Origin of the sequence: Natronorubrum bangense (genome assembly GCF_004799645.1) — an archaeon.
Classification (GTDB): Archaea; Halobacteriota; Halobacteria; order Halobacteriales; family Natrialbaceae; genus Natronorubrum; species Natronorubrum bangense.
The window spans coordinates 2,792,646-2,806,832 of sequence record NZ_CP031305.1; the positions used below are offsets into that span (position 1 = coordinate 2,792,646).

General features: G+C 51.7%; 24 protein-coding genes and 1 pseudogene. 5 read left to right on the plus strand and 20 right to left on the minus strand.

Annotated features, from left to right (window positions below):
- Positions 1–141 precede the first annotated feature (141 nt).
- From DV706_RS13870 to DV706_RS13880, 3 genes are all read right to left on the minus strand, one after another.
- Positions 142–1,662: a hypothetical protein gene (locus DV706_RS13870; protein ID WP_006065683.1), complete on the minus strand. Its 1,521-nt coding sequence runs from the start codon at positions 1,660–1,662 to the stop codon at positions 142–144.
- Positions 1,655–1,876 (minus strand): hypothetical protein, encoded by a 222-nt coding sequence (locus tag DV706_RS13875; RefSeq protein WP_136350895.1) that lies wholly within the window; start codon positions 1,874–1,876, stop codon positions 1,655–1,657. Before DV706_RS13875 ends, DV706_RS13870 begins: the two co-directional genes overlap by 8 nt.
- A 67-nt stretch (positions 1,877–1,943) precedes the next feature.
- Positions 1,944–2,918, minus strand: coding sequence for a hypothetical protein (locus tag DV706_RS13880; RefSeq protein ID WP_006065685.1), 975 nt, complete (start codon positions 2,916–2,918; stop codon positions 1,944–1,946).
- Between the two features lie 218 nt (positions 2,919–3,136).
- Between DV706_RS13880 and DV706_RS13885 the strand changes: the two are divergent.
- A pseudogene (locus tag DV706_RS13885) lies at positions 3,137–3,403 on the plus strand (ArsR family transcriptional regulator); the annotation flags it as partial.
- 380 nt (positions 3,404–3,783) lie between these two features.
- Positions 3,784–4,419, plus strand: a complete 636-nt coding sequence (locus tag DV706_RS13890; protein WP_006065687.1) for a hypothetical protein — start codon at positions 3,784–3,786, stop codon at positions 4,417–4,419.
- Positions 4,420–4,456: 37 nt separating this feature from the next.
- Here the strand turns inward: DV706_RS13890 and DV706_RS13895 are convergent, their stop codons facing one another.
- Positions 4,457–4,909, minus strand: coding sequence for a hypothetical protein (locus DV706_RS13895; protein ID WP_006065688.1), 453 nt, complete (start codon positions 4,907–4,909; stop codon positions 4,457–4,459).
- A 165-nt stretch (positions 4,910–5,074) separates the two neighbouring features.
- A complete protein-coding gene (locus DV706_RS13900; protein WP_006065689.1) occupies positions 5,075–5,575 on the minus strand; it encodes a hypothetical protein in 501 nt (166 codons plus the stop codon).
- A gap of 458 nt (positions 5,576–6,033) precedes the next feature.
- Between DV706_RS13900 and DV706_RS13905 the strand changes: the two genes are divergently transcribed.
- From DV706_RS13905 to DV706_RS13915, 3 genes are all read left to right on the plus strand, one after another.
- Complete coding sequence (locus tag DV706_RS13905) at positions 6,034–6,504, plus strand: hypothetical protein (RefSeq protein ID WP_006065690.1); 471 nt, start codon at positions 6,034–6,036, stop codon at positions 6,502–6,504.
- A 2-nt stretch (positions 6,505–6,506) separates the two neighbouring features.
- Positions 6,507–6,944, plus strand: coding sequence for an ERCC4 domain-containing protein (locus DV706_RS13910; RefSeq protein WP_006065691.1), 438 nt, complete (start codon positions 6,507–6,509; stop codon positions 6,942–6,944).
- Between the two features lie 71 nt (positions 6,945–7,015).
- The gene (locus DV706_RS13915; RefSeq protein WP_136350896.1) at positions 7,016–7,663 is read left to right on the plus strand and encodes a hypothetical protein; all 648 of its coding nucleotides are present in this window, start codon (positions 7,016–7,018) and stop codon (positions 7,661–7,663) included.
- A gap of 56 nt (positions 7,664–7,719) precedes the next feature.
- Here DV706_RS13915 and DV706_RS13920 read toward each other — a convergent pair whose 3' ends face one another.
- From DV706_RS13920 to DV706_RS13960, 15 genes are all read right to left on the minus strand, one after another.
- The gene (locus DV706_RS13920) at positions 7,720–7,908 is read right to left on the minus strand and encodes a hypothetical protein (protein WP_006065692.1); all 189 of its coding nucleotides are present in this window, start codon (positions 7,906–7,908) and stop codon (positions 7,720–7,722) included.
- A complete protein-coding gene (locus tag DV706_RS22325; RefSeq protein WP_275040532.1) occupies positions 7,898–8,020 on the minus strand; it encodes a hypothetical protein in 123 nt (40 codons plus the stop codon). The genes DV706_RS13920 and DV706_RS22325 overlap by 11 nt, the downstream gene beginning before the upstream one ends.
- Before the next feature lie 98 nt (positions 8,021–8,118).
- On the minus strand, positions 8,119–8,394 hold the full coding sequence (locus DV706_RS13925; RefSeq protein WP_136350897.1) for a hypothetical protein: 276 nt from the start codon (positions 8,392–8,394) through the stop codon (positions 8,119–8,121).
- A 393-nt stretch (positions 8,395–8,787) separates the two neighbouring features.
- The gene (locus DV706_RS13930; protein ID WP_006065695.1) at positions 8,788–9,003 is read right to left on the minus strand and encodes a hypothetical protein; all 216 of its coding nucleotides are present in this window, start codon (positions 9,001–9,003) and stop codon (positions 8,788–8,790) included.
- A gap of 11 nt (positions 9,004–9,014) precedes the next feature.
- The gene (locus DV706_RS21490; protein WP_161569804.1) at positions 9,015–9,185 is read right to left on the minus strand and encodes a hypothetical protein; all 171 of its coding nucleotides are present in this window, start codon (positions 9,183–9,185) and stop codon (positions 9,015–9,017) included.
- Entirely contained in the window at positions 9,182–9,472 is a 291-nt protein-coding gene (locus DV706_RS13935; protein WP_006065696.1) for a hypothetical protein, read from the minus strand. Before DV706_RS13935 ends, DV706_RS21490 begins: the two co-directional genes overlap by 4 nt.
- 288 nt (positions 9,473–9,760) lie before the next feature.
- Positions 9,761–10,957, minus strand: a complete 1,197-nt coding sequence (locus tag DV706_RS13940; protein WP_240756774.1) for a hypothetical protein — start codon at positions 10,955–10,957, stop codon at positions 9,761–9,763.
- Positions 10,958–11,049: 92 nt separating this feature from the next.
- Positions 11,050–11,226: a hypothetical protein gene (locus DV706_RS21495; protein ID WP_161569805.1), complete on the minus strand. Its 177-nt coding sequence runs from the start codon at positions 11,224–11,226 to the stop codon at positions 11,050–11,052.
- Positions 11,227–11,337: 111 nt separating this feature from the next.
- On the minus strand, positions 11,338–11,694 hold the full coding sequence (locus tag DV706_RS13945) for a hypothetical protein (protein ID WP_006065698.1): 357 nt from the start codon (positions 11,692–11,694) through the stop codon (positions 11,338–11,340).
- Positions 11,695–11,937: 243 nt separating this feature from the next.
- The gene (locus DV706_RS21500) at positions 11,938–12,099 is read right to left on the minus strand and encodes a hypothetical protein (RefSeq protein ID WP_161569806.1); all 162 of its coding nucleotides are present in this window, start codon (positions 12,097–12,099) and stop codon (positions 11,938–11,940) included.
- A gap of 133 nt (positions 12,100–12,232) precedes the next feature.
- The gene (locus tag DV706_RS13950; protein WP_240756776.1) at positions 12,233–12,529 is read right to left on the minus strand and encodes a hypothetical protein; all 297 of its coding nucleotides are present in this window, start codon (positions 12,527–12,529) and stop codon (positions 12,233–12,235) included.
- A gap of 107 nt (positions 12,530–12,636) precedes the next feature.
- On the minus strand, positions 12,637–12,936 hold the full coding sequence (locus tag DV706_RS13955; protein WP_006065700.1) for a hypothetical protein: 300 nt from the start codon (positions 12,934–12,936) through the stop codon (positions 12,637–12,639).
- Positions 12,933–13,082 carry a hypothetical protein gene (locus DV706_RS21505; RefSeq protein WP_161569807.1) on the minus strand — a complete coding sequence of 50 codons (150 nt, stop codon included), beginning with the start codon at positions 13,080–13,082 and terminating at the stop codon, positions 12,933–12,935. The genes DV706_RS13955 and DV706_RS21505 overlap by 4 nt, the downstream gene beginning before the upstream one ends.
- The gene (locus tag DV706_RS21510) at positions 13,079–13,231 is read right to left on the minus strand and encodes a hypothetical protein (RefSeq protein ID WP_161569808.1); all 153 of its coding nucleotides are present in this window, start codon (positions 13,229–13,231) and stop codon (positions 13,079–13,081) included. Before DV706_RS21510 ends, DV706_RS21505 begins: the two co-directional genes overlap by 4 nt.
- Positions 13,232–13,299: 68 nt before the next feature.
- Entirely contained in the window at positions 13,300–14,121 is an 822-nt protein-coding gene (locus DV706_RS13960) for a hypothetical protein (RefSeq protein ID WP_136350898.1), read from the minus strand.
- Positions 14,122–14,187 lie beyond the last annotated feature (66 nt).

Consider the following 14,187-nt stretch of genomic DNA (forward strand, 5'->3'; position numbering starts at 1 on the left):
GATGTCTGTTCCTTCTGCGTTATTCAACTGTGCTGCTATCTTAACCGGTGAATCGCATTCGCGCTGGTGAGCTGTTACTCGGCGTGGATATGTCGAACACCAGACGCCAATTGCTGACGTCAATTCTTTGCTCATCCATGCTCACAGCAGTGTTCCCTGACCGGATTCGCTGCCTTCAACCGTCTCGAAAGCAGTCGCCTCAGCTTCAGCGGCACTCTGGGGTCTGTCGCCGCTAAGTTCGATCTCATTTTCCTCCCTTTCTTCTTCGTCGTCCGCCTTCTCGGACTCATCAGTTCCCCACAGAGGCGTGTTCAATACATCCTCGAGTTCTTCTTCGGCTTCTTCAAGCTGCTCGGCGAAGCTGGTATCCTCAGCGATGTTCACCTGTTCGCCGTTGATCGGATCGGTGACGATCAGCCCCTCGCCGCGACAGAACCGGTAGATGTACTCTTCCGCTTCTCCGGCAGGGAGAACCTCTCGAGCAATCTTTTCAGTCTGATCGACGAGCGCCTGGTAGTCCACAGCAGCCGGGTGGTCAACAACAGAAGCGAATCCCGTTGCGTACCACGTCTGTGGGTTATCTGCCTGATTCACGTCGACGTACGCCTTCCCTTTCATCGATTTCAGCGCACCGTGGACATCTCGATCGGTCACGTTGTACCCGTCAGCACGGATCTTCGCCTGAATCTTCGAGACCGTGAACGCCGACTTCTCTTCGCGAAGGAACTCGAGAATCACCTTGTCGATCTCCTTGAGGTTGAGTGCCGACATAATCATCTGATTCCCGAAGATCCGCATCCCGTGCCAGACGTCGGCTGGTGTAACCAACAACGCGGGCTGACCGTCATGCAGGATCTCCATGCGATCGGCGTAGTGGAACAGCGTGACGGACTCAATGAAGTCGTTCAGCCTCATGTAGTCGTCACGTGCCTCCGTGAAGTGCGTCGGAACTGGGTCCTGTTCGCGAAGTGGGCGACCACCAGGGATATTTAGAATGGTTCCCAGAGAGTCGTCTCGAGCATACCGCGAAATGGGTATGTCCTTGACGTACTCGTGAATACCAGCCAGCTGCTCAGGAGTCAGATGCATTTTCTTCAGTCCACTGAGCGTGTCAGCCTGACTGTCGAGAATACGCTCGGTCTGTTCCTGGCTGGCGTCACACGAGACGATCAGGCCCCTATTTCGCAGCTCGGGGTAGTCGTTGAGATCGATCTTCTCGTTATCGCTCGCAATCCCCACGATGATACAGTCTGGGGGATTGATCGTCATGCGAACCGTGTCGCCGGACGTAATGTCGGTGACTTCTCGAGAGGCCGGTAGCCCCTCGGCGTTCGCCTTTAGGACGCCTTCGATGTGGTCAGGAAGGCTCGCCAGGTCCTGATAGATATGGACCCGACAGGCGTTGATCTCATCAGCGGCGTAGTACAATGCCGTAGGCGACATTGTAGTCGACATTTCGTACACATCGCTGTCTGGAATTGCCCGACTCATTCGCGTGACGGTGAAGGTCTTTCCGACCCGCGAGGGGCCGTTCATGATGACCATGCCGCCACGGATCATTGCCGTGAAGACTGTCAATGCAGTCTCTTCTTCGCCAACTAATCCGCCGTCCTGCGCTGCCTGAAGTACTTGGAAGAGTTCTGGTTTCTCAGTTTCAGTCATCGTCCTTCTCGTCTTCCATCTTCTTCTGAAGGACGCGCTTCAGGACCCGGCGCTCCACGTTCTCGCGGATTACTGTGTCAAGTTCAGCGCTCACTTCTTCGAGATCATCGCCCTCCTCTAACTGGACGGTAACGCTCTCGTGGACATCAATCGGCTCGTACTGCTGGAGCATGACTTTGCGACCGTAGCTAACTGTGTGTTCTTTTAATTTCATGAAGTGTGCCGCTCGCTGTCTCTCTCCCACCGCTTTCATGCATTTTCAAACTGGGAAGGGGTCGCTTCTATTCGAGGATCGTCGCCACGATCTCGTCTTCGCCAACTTCGTCGACCATTTCACCGGTCAGCGAGTTTCCATCCTCTTCTGCCATCTCGGTGAGGTTCGTCCGAATCTGATCCTCATCGGTGAGACCGAAGTCCTGGCAGAACTCAATGAAGTCAGCAACTGGTTCGGGAAGGTCGGACACCAAATCACTCGTGTCTACAGACGACTCCTTCGTGGCGGGTTCTGGAGAACTGCTTTGAGACTCAGAAGAAGCAGGCGAGCTGCCCCCGTTCCCGATCCGAACCTGTTCACCGGTCTTGGTGTCAATCACCACTGGACTGTGGAAGTCGTGCTTATCGCCCTGTTTGACGATTTTAAACACCTCAAGCTCTCGGCCAAGCAGATCCTCGCGTGCCTCGATCCGGTTGACGGCCAACCAGTTCATGATGTCGTTGCGGTCAACGATCGAATCACGACCGAGGTTCGTCAGCATCTGAGCAAGCACTTTTGCAGTGGACGATGGCTTCTTGCCACCGTCTTCCCACATGATGAAGTCGCCAAAATCAATGGTATCTTCTGGGTCGCTGCTTTCTTCGCCCTCGACTCGAGCACCCACGAGCTGGTACTTGTAGGTCTTACCCACGATCTCCTCCGTGAAGACGTCAGGAGCGTCATCAGCAGACAGGTTCTTGTCGAGGATGACAGGCATCTGCTCCCAGGCGAACAACTTCAGCGTACCATCAGCTTCGCCGCTCTCGTCCAACCGCTCCATCAGCACACCGTCGACGAGCTTGCCATCAGTGAATTTGACACCGAGCGACTGTCCCCATTTGTTGTCGCCTGCGTACACCGAGTCGAGGACGCCCCGGAAGCTGGCGTTCGGCTTCCACTTGAGTTGTGCATCGCGGTCGTAGCCGTCGTCGCTGCCGCTGCTGGTGCTGGTGGTGCTGGTAGTGCTGGTGTTGGACTGGAATGCGCTGTATTTCGAGTTCATGTAATGAAGTTTCTCTCTATGTTTTTCTTATGTTATTTTTCTTATGGACTATGCGGACAGGGTGGTGTGTCTCTGTTTTGTGTCACCACCCTCAGACCTCGAGCCGGAGTTGAACCGGATATGGGCCTTGAACCCCGAAGTATCTACCCACAATATTTTTTGGTAATTATAGATTGGCAATATATAGCTGTAAATACGAACAAAAACATCACATAAACATGAAACTCAGACAGCCTACCGACTTTCTAATTCTCGAAGCACTCGAGGAGACGGGACGAAACGTTGCGACAAATCTGAAGCATCATACCGGAAAATCCCGGAAGAATATTAATACCCGACTCCCGATTCTCGAAGATTATGGATTGACATCCAAAATCGGCCCCGCAAAGCGGTCTGGACTATATGAGATCACATCTCTCGGCAAAGCTGCCCTTGTCTATCAAGATCAGTACGATGAGGTAGACGATTTTGAGGCCCTAATCAAAGAATAGGTGATTCAGAACGTGGTGGGTGGCGAGTGGCCGACCCCCACGAGCGCGTGGTTTCCCCAAACCAAGCGGTAACTACGGTGTGTGCCTTACGCTGGCACTCCGAGCGCTAAGGCTCGGAAGCGACATAGTGGAATCGAACCACTCGTGGACCAGTTGTCGTCTTAACAGAAGTTGTAGAGAGTGTTAGTGCGGACGTTATGCGGTGGGATTCCGCCGGGGATTCCGACCCCGAAAGGCGAGAGAGCCAGTTTTCCTCTCTCCCCAATACAATTCGCTGAGGTCATAATAAGTGTTTCCTATAATGTAATTCCTAAGTCATAAGGAAAACTTTCTAAGAAACGCTTATTGTATCGTAGAGTGAAGACACACGTATAATGAGCGGGAACCAGAGCGAGAAGGCCAAATACCAACAACATACACACGACGAGGATCTCGTCAAATGTCCGTACTGCGGCGAAGAGAAGCGTTCTCGAGGCCTCTACCTTCACGTCTACCGATCGAGTGACGAGGCCCACGGCGGCCACAAAGATGTCCCAGAAACGTGGGAACAGGACAAGGAGAACCTCGAAGTGGTTGGACAAAAAGAGCTGACACTCAACGTTCCGACCTCGAAAGAGTACGATCACGAGCTGCTGCTGTGCAAATACTGTGGTGAGAAATTCAAAGGCACACACGGCCTCTCCGTTCACCTGTCCCGGATCGATGACAGTGTGCATCCGAAGGACGCCGATCTCGAGACTGCTGGCATTCGTATTCCTGTTGGCCCCGATCTCGACGAGCAGCGCATCGAGGATGTCAGTGACAAGTTCGATCTGGACCTTGATCCCGACGACTTCTCGGACGAAAAGGTATTAGAGCGAGAAGGCAAGCAGACGACCGAGGAGCCGTCCGAAGTCCCCGATGGCTACATACCCATTGCTGACCTGACGGCGCTGGCAGCGCACTACGAGCGGCGCGAGAATGAGCAGGCAGCAGACGATCTCCGATCGCTCATTGAGAAGTACCGCTAATACACTTCTTGTTCAGCACAGAGCCATCTCTTGACTTTTAGTATAACCCAATTCGGTCTAACTCTGCTTCGCCATAGTTCGTAATTTCGTACACATAGTGGCTCCCAGACGCATCACTAACTCGTTCTCGATCTACCAAACGACGCTTATACAGTTTTGATAAGGATGCAAACGCCGATCCCTCTTTGATATCGTTCGACTTCTCGTAGACTTCGTTGCCAGATACCGCACCATCATCTTCTAATTGCTTAACAGCCGAGAGAACTTTGTGATGATTTGTCCCCGAACGAATCTGTTTCAGCTCTCGGTCATCATCTTCTTTAGTACTTTCCTCATCGCTGGTAGCATCTTCTGTTTCATCTTCAAATGTCTCTTCTACTTCAATTGAGATTTTCTCAACCTTTCCTAAGTCGTAGCTGCTAAGGACATCCTTTGCTCGCTGGAGCGAGTGCGGCCCCTCAAATTCGACTGACGTAGTACCTTTAGTCATGCAAATTAGCGTTTTTGCTGAGGGTGGATAAATATGTCGGTAAAAACGACTTTGGGAAACAAACGGGATACAATCGCCGATAGAGAGGGCATACTGTGGATTCTGGAATAGTGTTATGTTCCAACCATGATTAAATCGGTCGATGTGAAACAAGGAATTAAAAATCTATAGTGACGATTGTCTGTTACTGATTTCGTCTTCCCACAACTCTTCGAAGTATTCTCGGTCATACTTACGTTGGCTCACTGCCGCTTCATCGCGGATCATGTCGACGTACTCCATCGTCTCTAAGAATCCTTCCTTTGTCCGGTGCGTTCCCGCCTCGAGTCGTGGGAGCAGCTCTTCCAAGACGAGATTGGCAACGTTGTCGTTGACGATTAGGTAGGGCTGGAGCGCTTGTAAGAACGTTCTGACGTCTTCTCGATTCTCGAGCGTCCACATGGTCGAGTCGGATTTCTCTTCGATACGACCACGGACTCCATGTTCCCTGGCCCAGTCGTCAATCACGTAGAGGACTTCCTCATTTTGGCGCTGTAAACTAACCTGTGGCCGGATCTCATAGCCAAGGAGTGCGCTCTTTTGTTTCCAGACCACTGCTGTAATGGAACTACCACCGTCGATCACTCCGGCGACGTAGGCCCCGGCCAACTCGAACTCCTCTTCCATTAGTTTCTGATACGATTCTAACCATCTTGCCGCTTTCGGGTTTTGTGTGCTATTATCTCTCATATTAATATTCGTGACGCCGATAAGTCGTTCCAAGACGATATGAGTCACTTTATAGGATAGACTTAATATGATGCGTACCGAAGGTACGGGGGAGGAAGGAGGCAGACGAACAACTGTCTCCACTAATTAGTGATAAGAAGTGTTCTACAGTACTTGGTTCGAGAAGGCGACAGACCAAGTACAACCACTAAGCTTCCCAGTGTGATACCCACTGAGTTACTCGGTGTTACTGTAACCAGTTACTGGGAATAGTTGTAGTAGTCTGGCCGCCTTCTCGATAGAAGTAGTGTAGAACCACTCACTGTTACACTTCTTATCACTAATTACTACACCTCTTATTGACACTATTTGGTGTCCTTTGTCTTCCCACAGATGTGTCTCCAATGTGATTTGCTATGGAATATGACGAACAATCTGACGAGCCGATTATCTCTCCTGATACCGAAAATGCGACCCACTTCCATACTTCTGAAGCACCACCGGAACTCCACGCGAAATTCAAGCGATTCCACGGATACAATACCGGTGTTTACAACGGCCACTGGGCCGATAACAAAGAACTGCGCCGCCTCGACAATCTGGCTCTGTATGACGCTATCTCGAGCCAACTCGAACTAACGAATCACCAGAAGCGAACCGGTCGGCAGCTCTTCGATGCACTTGACCTGAAAGATATCGGTGGCGGTGCTGCACTGATCTCGTTCTGTGTCTGTGCTCTTGTCTGCCGTGATGATGGGCGGATCTACCACCCATATCGCAACGATCGAAACAACGACGATCTCTTCGTGAAGTTCGGGAACGAACTCGGATTCCGACGCAAGATCGTCGCTGCGTGCTACAACCGAGTCTCAGACGCTCTCAACTGACCATGAGCGACTTTACAATCGTCATCGACACTCGCGAGAAGCTTCCTTACGAGTTTGAGGGCTACGACACGGTAATCGACAAACTGGATACCGGTGATTACAGCATACAGGGATACGAGGATGTCTTTGCTGTCGAGCGGAAGTCGCTTCCCGATCTTCTCAAGTCCATTACGTGGGATCGAGATCGCTTCAAAGAAGAGATCATTCGAGGTGACGAGCTGCTTGGATTCGTCGTCGTAATCGAGGATAGTGTACAGAACATCCTCGAGTGGAACTACAAGCGAAAGGTGCATCCCAACAGCGTCATGGGGACGATTGAGAACTGGTCTTCATATCATAACGTCGACTTCGAATGGTGTGGAGATCGGCGAGGTGGCGAAGAGGAAACGATCGAAATTCTTGAACGGTGGCACAATGCTCATAAAGCGATGTATCCGTAACTAATCGATTTCGTTTGGATGTTCGATTTCGATAACAGCATTAAAGACACTTCGAAATAGTGAAATGAGTAATGTCTATAAAAGAAGATGATCTTACGAAAGTTCTAATAAAAAATCATGAAAGTGATGCTGAATATTTTGAAGATTTGGGTGAAGTGAATATCTTTCCCGAAGCACATTACAGCCATTATGGAAATCGTGGTGTAGCTGATTTGTATGTATATGTAGATCCCCCAATGAGAGCACCATCTCGTGGGGATGTTTATGAAATAAAATCTGAGGCAGCAGTACGACAGGCAACTGGACCAAATGAGATTGTTCGTCAATTTAATCGGATGCGTGAATTTTTCTTTGAAGGTAGTTCACACACCCCCCCTGGTGAAGTAGCGTTTGAACTCTGTTTTATAGCGACTGAGAAAAACATCCGACACATTGCGGACTACGCAGATATATATTCATATGCTGTAAGTAACAAATTAACCAATATAGACGTGAAAGCACCCTCATATATTGATCCGACAAGAGAGACTGAACTTCATCACGTATTTATTAGTTTGAGGAAACCAGATTGCGGAGATGTCAGCCCAATAATTCTGTTTTCAGGCGGCGAAAATTATTTGGAGGGGGTTGATGGGAGTACGTTTTCTGAAAAGGCAAAAAGCGATAATAGAGACCTTTATTTTGAATTCCAAGAAGTGATTGACGAAATATCTGCATGAAAATATCATGTTCAGAGGTAGCGTATGACTAAGAGTTTCGACAAAGTCAGCAAACGTCAGGTCCGCCTTCTCGCATCTTTTCCTACCAACTCGCCGCGCCTAATTATATCGTGGTCACACGTATCTATGCTCGTCAGAATGCGCTGCTTGTAGCAGCCCTGGAGCTGTATGTAGATCACGAACTGATCACCAAGTCCGTGTAGCGTCAGCTCTTCAACTTTGGCGTAGCCGCTTTTAGAACTCATACAGTTCCTCGTGCGTCTCTTCATCGATCAGGACTCTGCGTCCTTGGTCCTCGAGTTGAATCGCGAATTGTAGCGGCGTTCCCGTATCAGGATGATCGAAGTGTATGACCATCCAAGCGCCTTCTGTCTCTACCCAGTTCACCGATCTGTTCGGTAGTCTTGCCAGTATGTCGTGTGCTTCTTCCCAGTTCATAATTCTCAGTTGTGTCGTTAGTAATCGGTGTGCTTCTCGCCGTAGAACGATCGGATCAGTTCGTCTAAGCCGTTCTCGTGGGGGCGGAACTCAGTGAAAGCGTGCTGATGATACTCACCGTCTTTGTACTCGTAGTCGCTGACTCCAGTATAGACCGGCATAAAGCCGTTCTCGGACATGAAGCGCAGCGTGTCAGCTCTCACTTCGTCATCGTCCCGATCGACGACGCCGATGTGTAACTCTCTGTCGTCGAATACGGTGACGAGAACGTTCGCAAAATCTGTTCTGAGCATTTCGACGAGCCACCGAAGGTATCCGTCCTCGAAGTCGTCGGGGTTGCTACAGCGGCACATCATCGCTTCTCGAAGGCTCCCAGTGCTCAGTCGTCGGTCCAACTCTGTACTTTCTCTCTTTGTAGTCTCGGTCATGTTGAATCACCTCTTCCGTGCCCAGCTTCCCGAACTCGGTCGAGACACTCGTCACAAATCGAGTTATTGTGTGGCATCTGGTTCCCGCACTGTTCGTAATAGATGCAAGCGTCTGGTGGAATCTGAGCGACTCCAGGCAGCGTCGACTGCGTGTCACTCATATCTGACACTTGCTCCAGCCACAGGCCATACAATTCGCGCAGCCGCTCTGGAAGGCCAGTGCCGGAGATCCGCACTTTGGACACCTGTTCTCTCCGTTCATCGCACCTGTGACTCCTTGAAGACGTTCAGTAGTTCGAAGACGAGTGCAGTGTCTCCCTCAAACATCTCGTCAGCAAGTTCGAAGAACTCTGCTATGCACTCATTCGCCCGATCATCCATGTTGATAACTCGGTAGTTGTTCGACTCGAAGTACAGCTCAACGAGCATCGCGAGCTGTTGCTGTTGCTCAATGGGGTTTTCTGTAGTTGCCATAATATCGTGGATTAGTTGTCTCTGTTCAGTGACTGACGGATTCCAATGATCCCGAAGAGGATCAGAAGCGGGCCGACGAGGAACATGATCTCGAGGTCTGGATTGTCAAACGCAAAGACGAATCCCAGTAACCCGATCACAACCAGTACAACGCCCACTCCAACATCGTCTCCTTTGCTCATAGTATGAGATCCTCCATGTTAGCCCGATTCACGTCATCTGCATTACGCAGCGCTTCCTCGAGATCACCGCCCCACAGCACATCGAAGAAGTAACCGCCACTGTGCGGTTTTCCTGCGGTGGCGTTGTCGTCGGTGAGCAGGCCTTCTCGAACCCAGAACTGCACCATCGACGAGACAGTACTGTCTGGATAGGTGATCGTGTATTCAATGAACAGATCACTGGCACCTGCTCGTGCGAGAAGGGAAGCCAGCGATTCCTCTGATTGTCTGGTTTGTACTTCAGTCATGGTTCTACGTGGCAGTTCGGGGATGCCAGCCCAGGCCCGGTGAGGTCGCGACTCCTCACTGTAACGCTACGGGTACAATTCCGCCCTCAGCGATGCCGCGTGGTGTGTTATTGCTCGAGAACGACTTCGCTGACCTTCGCACTTTCAACACAGCCAATGTCTACTAACTCTCGAGCAGCGATGCTTGCGTCCTTCTCGAACCGATACGGTGGAAGATAGACAGATCCCCCATCGCAGTCTTGACTCCACTCAACAGAAATAACGTACTTCACAACTCGCGGCATTGACTCAGTTCTCCGCCGGGTTCGTCAGAAGCCCGTTCATATGATTCTCGAACTCTTCGAACTCCTCTTTCCGATCGTCAAGAGTGACTTCGTACTGTTCGATCATGGCGATGTTCTGTTCCAGCGTCCGCTCGTCGACTGCTTCGTCCTGGCGTTGCTGCCGTTCGTAGGACGATTTGACTTCGCCGATCATCCGTTGCGGATTGAATAACAGCTCTTTGGCGATTTGGCTGTACGTCTCAATGGAACCTACTTCGCTGGTGCCATTGAAGTCGTGAGTCAGTGCCGACGTGAGGCCACTGTGCAGCGTCCAGAAGCTCATGACCGTACGAGTACCACCTTCTTGTGGCGAGCGATTACGGGCCGTGGTAGCCGCTGCTCGAGCGAGGTAGCTTGGAAGGCCGAGGTGCTCGTAGAACTCTTCGGGATCGTAGGGCTGGTTCAAGAAGTCAACCTCTACCTCGAGTGCTTCTTCGATGATCTCACCGAGGATGTCGCGAAGCGCCGTCATCTGGATGAGTACTTCGTCCCACCACTCAGCGACCTCCGAAGGCTCGCCGATGTGCTTTCGACTCTTACGATCGGTGAGCGACCTCATGCTGTTAGTGCACGTAGTATCCATAGCATATCCTTGTGCATACATCGCACAGGTTCCATCGTAGCTGTTCCCGACGCTTAGTCCGACGAACAATGGATCGCGGTCGTCGGGGAGATTCAACTGCGACTCGGCGTCTTGGAACATGACTTCGCCGTGAACCTGAGCACCGTTATCGTAGCAGCGGAACTCGCCAGACACATCTCGAATATCGGCATCGAGAAGCGCCTTTGCCATTGGAAAGAAGAACTCATAGTGAGGGACGGCGGCGTAGCCGTCAGAGTGAGTGGCGTAGCTCATGAAGTCGCCATCGTCTTCTGATAGCTGTTCACCAGACATAGATCGGCGAGCTAAGTCGATAGCAGTGTCCGGATTGATGGTCGCGTTCGAGAAGCTGATCGGGATCGGCTGGCCTTCTGGATCGTATGGGTTCCCCACGAATAGTGGAGCAATCTCGACCGGATCGAGTTCCTGAATAGCGCTCGAGAGGCTGTGCTCTGGCTGCTCTTCGAGACCATATTTGTCCATGACTCTGGAGGCCATTTCGATGTTATCCGCACTGGTCAAACCGCTAAAGGCGATGCTGTAGTCACTGTTTGTGTTCATAGGATTCTCTCTCTAATCCACAGATCGAGCTGGTTTGTACTGGGTGCTCGAAGGCCGCGCTTCAGACTTGAACTGAAAGAAAGGCCGTTATCTTACGCGGTTCGTCTTACAGATTCGTTGCTGGTAATCTCAGAAATGTCGGTCAGCTCTTCGCCAGATGAGTCGAAGACTCGAGCCTCTGGGTCGTCGAGTGCACTCAGAATGAAGTGCGTGATGCTGGTCTCGCGTTCCACCCCGTTCTCGAACTTGAGAGTGTAGGATTCAGTCATACTATTCACGGCAGTTGTAGGTATCTGCCAAGAGCCTTGATGGGGAATTGAACCCCAAACAGACCAATCAAGGCTAAGTTATTCTTTAAGAGTTAGTCTTATACGCTAATTTCAGATAAACGCTGTTTCGATACTGTCAGTCTCAAAGGCGACAGCCTCCTCTCCGAGCGATTCCTTGATGTCCAGCGCAATCTGAGTCAGTTCGGCAACATCAATGTCAGTCGTAAACGACTCGACGAGGGTCACGGTCTCCTGACACAGCTCGCCGTCATTCATGACATAGGAGCCTTGCCCTGGAATTGTCGTTGCACCACCGAACCGGTTGCACAGTCGTTTCACGACATCATCGACGACAGTTTGGCTGCCCTCCTTCTCGATCGGAATATAGAACCGAACCTTCTTCGATCGGTTCATCACTGGTTCGTAGATCGTTGCTGTGCTCTCTGCTTCTGTTGAATTTCCACTCATAATTCCACCGTTTGGCTAAAGCCAATGTTCCGCTTTGCTTCGCGTTCTCTTTCGCACTGTGGGCAAACGTATCGACGTCTACCACTCGAAGAGGACAAGGATCGCTGCATCTCGAGACCGTGTTTTCTACACGTTCTCGTCATACAATCCGGGTTCGCATGGAGCAGCACCGAGGACATGGTGCAGTTGGCATACCGTTACTTGTCCCACCGAAGGTGTCTCCGCAGCTGTCACACTTCCACTTCATTTGATCTGGAACCGGCTCTTGCGTTCGTCGTCGACGTTCTCGTTCCATCGAATGATGAGGAACTCAGTGTCACTGTCAGGGTTGTAGATGATCTCCGATCCGTTCCCGAACACTCCGTGTCTAAGTCCGCCTTCTCGAACTGGTCCTTGTAAAGTCATTTTCAGTCACTATTCTCCTCGGTACTCTCCCAATCCCAGACGGCAGTCTGGGCGTTACTGCTGGTGCTCATTGTTTTCTTACAAAGCTACTCTTAAGTTGTCCCTCCTATAAACTGAGTCTTATAGCATATAATTATCGGTCACTCTCCGAAGGTGTTGGTTCACCGTACAACAGTTCGTTGGCGGCGTTCTTGACGGCCATTGGTGCATGGCGCAGCGACGACCAGCCACCAAGGACTGCATCTTCGGTCGTGAAGTCCTCCGACGCACGGAGCTTCGCTGATTCGCGCACTTCGTCGACGGTGATCTCGAGTGTGACGTCAGCTTCGCTGAGATCGAGTTCCCACTCTCGCCCCTGAATCTTCACTCGAGTGTAGTACTCCATCCACTCGTTGGAGATGAAGTAGTAGTCGAGGTTCGCGTTCGGCATTTCCACGTTCACTTCTTTGGTGACTTCACCATGAATGGTGACTGCTGCGCTGTTTTCGTATTCGGTGCAAGTCGCTGGTGCTGTGATTTCAAGGTACATTGCTGTAATCAGTTGAGGATAACACCGAGATCACTCGGTGCAACAATCGTGGCTTCGTTCTCGATTCGGTCAACGAACTCGACTTCATCGAGGTCGAAGTTGCCGAAGATCGCGGCGACCATGTAGGCCACCTGCTCGTATTCGAACTCGGGGTACACCCCGAGGAGGTCGCTAATTACGACTTCTCGAGGTGGAACCTCGAACTGTGCCGCCAGTGGATTTTTCGCCAGAACGGGTACTTGATACCCGCCGGGGATCGTCGTTAGCTCACTCTCGTTGAACAACTCTTCGAGGTATTGTGGTTTCATGCTAACACCTCGTCGTCGGCAGGATCTCGTTCATCTATCCCGAGCGAGAAGGCCAACTCTTCATCTACGATGAACTCAGGCTCTTCTTCGTCGCGGTCGTCGTACGTGTAGTCCCAGTTCATGTCGGCATCGTAGTGGTAGCTCATGGCAGCTCACCTCCAGTCTCCTCGGGGTCCCACTCTTCGAGTGAGCCGTTTCGTCGCTCGTCTGCCGCTTCGCCGTGTGCCTGTTCCTCGCGGCTCGGAGAGCCGCCGATCTTTGCGTGTCCGTCTTCGCTCTGGTATTGGTATGCCATATCTTCGATATGAGTGGCCCCACTCTCGTCGGGGTCGTACGTGATAAGCGTTTCTTAGGTTGTGACTCTTACAGAGTCTCAATAATTTCAGTCGTCTTGGTCAGCGTCTCGGTCAGGGCTTTCAGCGCTTCGACCTTCGCCTTCTCGATCTCGTCAGTGGTCTCAGCTTCGCTGACCGCTTCTTGCTCGTCTTCAAATTCGCTCTCACCGTCAGCTTCGCTGACTGCACGAAGTCGTGCCTCGATCGCTGTGATGGCAGTCTTTCGTGGCTTCTCAGAAGCCTCTTCGCCGTTCAGCATGGCTTGGAGCGTCTCGACGTCTTCGACGTTGGTCACAGTCTCGCGGATCTCGGCGACGGTCAGCCCGTCGATCCCGAACTCAGGTTCGCTGCCAGACTCGGTTTCCTCGGCACTCTCGGCTTCGCCGCCTTCGACGTAGGTGGCACGTCCGAGGCTCAGGCTTGGCATCCACTCTTCCCCGTCGATAACGGGGAACAGCAGGTGATCTTCGCTGTCGTAGTCGATGCCGACCTTAGCTGCCTCTGCCGAAGGCAGGACGTAGAAGCCCAGCTCGGTGCGGTCTTCGACCGGGAAGGCTGCACGGAACATTGGCAGGTTGCCGGGCAGTTCCTCGCAGGCTTTGCCTGCCTCTTCTTTCTGGTCAACGATCCATTCCATTAGCTTCGCTAAGTCGTCGCTCTCGTCGTGCTTGCGCAGCTTCGCCACGTACCGGCCCATGTCGACCGCCGCTTCGTACTCGGTGTACGCTTCAATCTGACCGGAGGTCAGCTCGAGGGTCTGCACTGTCTCACCCTTACGGGTGTCGTTGCTGCCGCTGCCGCTGTTGTTCTCGCTCGATTCACCGAAGGTGGGGATAGTCTTGATTGACATTGGTGTTCTCCATAGTTACCGCTAAAGCGGTATTCGCTCGCTTCGCAACTCGCTTTCAACTACCAG